This is a genomic window from Methylobacterium oryzisoli, assembly GCF_046557895.1.
In the GTDB taxonomy this organism is placed as follows: Bacteria; Pseudomonadota; Alphaproteobacteria; order Rhizobiales; family Beijerinckiaceae; genus Methylobacterium; species Methylobacterium oryzisoli.
In genome coordinates, this window is record NZ_JBKIBX010000098.1 from 1 (window position 1) to 4369 (window position 4369).

The 4369-nt window shown below is 63.9% G+C and carries 4 protein-coding genes and 1 pseudogene; 4 read left to right on the forward strand and 1 reads right to left on the reverse strand.

Annotation, left to right across the window (positions count from 1 at the left end):
* Window positions 1-522: 522 nt before the first annotated feature.
* Window positions 523-747 carry a hypothetical protein gene (locus ACKUB9_RS34070; protein WP_407531065.1) on the reverse strand — a complete coding sequence of 75 codons (225 nt, stop codon included), beginning with the start codon at window positions 745-747 and terminating at the stop codon, window positions 523-525.
* Between the two features lie 520 nt (window positions 748-1267).
* On the opposite strand from ACKUB9_RS34070, the gene ACKUB9_RS34075 reads away from it, so the two are divergent.
* The 4 genes and pseudogenes from ACKUB9_RS34075 (at window position 1268) to ACKUB9_RS34090 (ending at window position 3800) form a co-directional block, all read left to right on the forward strand.
* Complete coding sequence (locus ACKUB9_RS34075) at window positions 1268-1516, forward strand: hypothetical protein (protein ID WP_407531063.1); 249 nt, start codon at window positions 1268-1270, stop codon at window positions 1514-1516.
* A gap of 267 nt (window positions 1517-1783) precedes the next feature.
* Window positions 1784-1984, forward strand: a pseudogene (locus tag ACKUB9_RS34080) (pilus assembly protein); the annotation flags it as partial.
* A gap of 195 nt (window positions 1985-2179) precedes the next feature.
* The gene (locus ACKUB9_RS34085) at window positions 2180-3445 is read left to right on the forward strand and encodes a pilus assembly protein TadG-related protein (RefSeq protein ID WP_407531062.1); all 1266 of its coding nucleotides are present in this window, start codon (window positions 2180-2182) and stop codon (window positions 3443-3445) included.
* 181 nt (window positions 3446-3626) lie between these two features.
* Complete coding sequence (locus ACKUB9_RS34090) at window positions 3627-3800, forward strand: hypothetical protein (RefSeq protein WP_407531060.1); 174 nt, start codon at window positions 3627-3629, stop codon at window positions 3798-3800.
* Window positions 3801-4369 lie beyond the last annotated feature (569 nt).

Here is a 4369-nt window from a genome sequence, read left to right on the forward strand (position 1 = left end):
ATCGTCCTCACCCCTGCCGCGGAGACCGTCCGCTAACGGGGTGTCTCAAGCAACCGTGGGGCGGAGGACATCACTGACGCCTCGCCCGATCAACCCACGGTCCGGAAGGAGCTTCCCGACAAGCCGATCACGTGGCAGACCCCCTCTGCGCCGGTGCGGCCGTTCACCTGCAGGAGACCCTCTCCAGGCAAGGCCGCGGCGGGGGTGATGGCGAGACCGGACAGGACCGCAGCAGACAGTGCGGATCGGATCGTGCGAGGAGTTCCAACCACAAGTAATGGCTCGGATTCAGCATTTTGAGGGAGCGGACAATGTCTCGCCTATTGTGATCAAGCATCGCTGATGCGCAGTGTAGGCGCCACACCTCTGGGACATTCCGTGCATCGCTCCGCCGGTGGCAGGTCGTTTGGAATGCAAGATGATGGCCCTGGACTGACGACGAACCGCGAGATGTTGCGGGGACATGGCAAGCGCCAGTTGTGGAAGCAGAGAGGCTGACAGGTACATCGGATCCATGCCTCTCTACACCCAGCAGACCACGCCGAAGCGGATGGTGCCCTGCGCGAGCGGCCCGTCAGCGACGGGTATCGCGCCGGAGGGTTTCAGCTCCGCGGCAGCGGTCTCCAAGTCGGCGACGAGCTGATCCTTGTTGGCCATGAAGATCGCGGGATCGGGGTTGGGGGCGAGGCGGCGAAGCCGAGACACGGAGGTCCGCAGCTGCGTCGCCTGAACGCGCGGGTCGAACACGGTCGGGTCTCCGGGGTGCTGAAACGCGATGCGCGCATAGCAGGAAGGCCCCGGGCGCACATGGTCGAACGCGGCCAAATGTCCTGCCTGCCTGACACAGCGTCAGGGCCGGCCGCCGCCAAGGTGCATCCGAGCGTCGAGTATTCTCAAACGTGAGCCTCCACGTCCGGAAATTGCCTGGGCCATGCGGCGCGGGAGCGAAGGTTGTTCGTCAGCAAACTCACAGCACGCTTCTTCTGAGCCTTCTGTCGCACTCAGAGTGCGCTCGCTCGTTCAACTCTCAGCGGACGCTCCGGAAGCGGGCGAATCGTGATCCCGGCCATCACGTTTCCGAAAATGGGCGCATGTGAGAGAGACGGACTGCCTGCTTGCCCGAGTTGAGAAGCCCGGAGACAGGATAAAGCGACGGCTCGCCGAGCGAACCGAAGTTGTGCTGTTTTCAATAATTCTAAAGTGAATAGCAATAACATTGTTTGTCCTGGCCCGTATGAGGCGCTATGTCTTGCCTATGACGCGTCGCGTGACCTATCAGATCCTCGATACGCCGGATGGCTGCTTTGCCGTAGCTGCTACGATTGAACCAGATAAGACGTACTTTCGCACCGGCTTCACGACCCATGACCAAGCCGAGGAGTGGATCGAGGGTCTGCGGATGATCATGGCGGCCATCGGGGCACCCCTAAGTCTCGCCTTTCCCGAGCATCCCGGAGCCGTCCCTGTCGATGTGCTGCTAGCCCTCCTGCGCAAACGGTCGCCCGAATTGGGTTAAGCGCACCCCATTTTGCTGATATTGGTGCTCCACTGTACAGTGGAACTCCAGATGCCGCTGCTCTTCACTGCGAGATCAACGGCTGGCTCGCGTGTCAGCCGCATCGATAAGCCACTTGGCTCGGTCCTTCTACAGGGCGACAATCGATCGGACGGTCTGGCGCGCCTGAGCAATCCGCCGCCCCGAAATCACACTACCGGGCGAGCCGCCCCTCGTATGAAGTTCTGACACATTCGACCGAAAACGGTCCGCCGGTTCAGCACGGGCATCTACCTGCCGGCCGGGCGGCTGGTGATCGATGCCAAGAAGCCGGTTGCGGACCCTTCGGCCTATACGGTCATCGTCGCGCGGATGATCACCCTCTGCGAGGGACCGAACCTCTTCCTGAACACCAATGACGACGCGACCACAGTGCCAATGCCCGATGGAGACGCTTCCAGGGTCGCCGCTGTCTCGCCGGCCAAGTGACAAGCTGGAAGCCGGGCCTGTTCCAGTGCTGGGCGCAGATCTGCCGCCGCGCAGGTGCTGCGACATGCACCTTCGATGTCAGGGTTAACAGATGGTTAGTTTCTACGCCAGATCTGATATTTATTGCCTTAAAAATTCCGACATAGATTGGTTTTATGCTCACACAATTGGTATTGCCGCATCTGTGGAGCTGGAATGTCACGGCAACTCCGCCGTCTCGTCAGACAGCGTGACGGCAACGTCGCCATCACCTTCGCCCTGGCCTTCATTCCGCTGGTGATGCTGGTCGGCGTCGTGGTCGACCATGCGCGCGCCATCGACATCAGGGCGCGGCTGCAGCAGGCGGCCGACGTCGCGGCGTTGGCCGTCATCCGCGAAGCGCCTGTCCTGTCGCAGGCGGACTTCGAGAAAAGGGCGCGCTCCTTCTTCGATGCCGCTTATCCCGGCCTGCCCGGCATCTCGCTCTCGCGCTTCACGCCCACGCGCACCGGAGCGCAGATCAAGATCGAGGCCGTCGCCAGCATGCCGACAACCTTCTCGCGGCTGATGCATCCGGAGCCGATCGTGGTGTCGGTCAGTTCCGAGAGCACGGCGGGAGGGCAGGCCATCGAGGTCGCTCTCGTGCTCGACACCACGGGCTCGATGAACCAGGACGGCAAGCTCCCGGCGCTCAAGCAGGCGGCCAAGGATTTTCTCACCTATCTCGACAAGACCGTGCTCAGCCGCAGCGACGCGAAGGTCGCGCTCGTTCCGTTCACGACGCAGGTCAATCTCGGGCCCGTCACGACGTCCGCGTCGTGGCTTTCCTTCACGAAGCTCAATCAGGTCAATGCGCAGAACTGGAAGGGCTGCATCTCGGACCGGGATCAGCCCTACGACGCGCAGATGCCCGTCACCGCGTTCACGACCGCGAATGCCTACCCGGCAGCGACGTGCGCCAGCGTCTCGAACCAGACGAACCAGCCGACGCTGTCGCGGATCCAGCCTCTCGGTACCGATTACGCGGTGCTGCGGACGGCGATCGACGCCATGCAGGCGGACGGAAACACCAACGTCGGCATCGGCGTCGCCTGGGGCATGGAGGCGCTGACGCCCGACGGTCCGCTCGCCACGGCCACGGCCATGTCCGACAAGCGGGTGCGCAAGATCATGATCGTACTCACCGACGGCGACAACACGCAGAACCGCTGGGATCAGCAGGTCTGCGGCTATTTTTGGGGGTTCTACTTCTGCAACAACGCCAGTGCGGCGATCGATGCGCGCACCCTGGCGGCCTGCACGGCCGCGAAGACGGCCGGGATCATCATCTACACGGTGCGGGTGATAGAGGGCAACGAGACCATGTTGCGGTCCTGTGCCAGCGAGAACGGCTTTTTCTACAACGTTCTGACCGCGGCCGATCTGAAGCCGGCGTTTCAGAGCATCGGCAGCTCCATCGCCAAGTTCAGGCTGACGCAGTAAGCGACGGGGTGGATCCCGCGGACGTTCGCCGACGGCTCATGAGCGCGTCCGCAGGGACCGGCAATGCCTGAAGACCATGTCCCATCTGCGGACGTCACCACGATCCGACGCACCCTCGGCTGCCACTCATATCCAAGTGCCGCGTTGGTAGGGTGGATCATCCACCCCCTGGGAGCTCGCCATGATCTCGGTCGCCGGCTACTTCCTGATCTCCGCCGGCTTGGTCGCGCTGCTCGTGATCGCCGCAGCCCTGAGCCGTTCGAAGCTCGATCCGACCATCAAGCCAAGGACACGCTCCTCGCTCGAACACGTCCCCGGGCACGTGTCGGGGGCACATCGGCGCAGGCGCCTGTAGGTCATCGACCTGGTGGGAGAGTGTCCATGCGCGGCTGAGGCAGCCGGAAAGGCGCTCCGGGGCGGGCACACAGCTCGGTGGCCTGCTGGCCCAGACGTGGGAGGGGCGTCCCTGCCGGCCCGTCCTCGTGCCGCCCGGAGACACGGCCCTGCACGCGTCATGCGGCCGAGCATCGTTCACGCAGTGCTCGTTCCAGTTCGGTTCATCCGGCAGCCGCGCCTTCCCCACCTTGCAGGCCCGCGTCAGGACGCGTCTCGGAATCTCGGTGACGGAGCCTGCCACCTGACCGGCCGAGACGCGGCCGGGCCACGCTGCGGACTGCACGGTCGTTCGAGGGCGGAGCACCGCGGGCGGTGCTTGCCCTGTCTGAATCGCCTCAGGTCCTCCGGGCGCGTCGGGGCGGCCAGCGGCTTGCTCTTGCCATTCGGGGCACGGTACCAGCCCCGAGTCAGGACCACGAGAAGCTGTTGTGCCACGCGGCCGTCGGGCTCTGGCCGAAGATCTCCTTCGCTTGGTACGTGCCCTCGAACGCGTCGTCCTGGATGCCGCCGCCGTACACGACGTTCTCA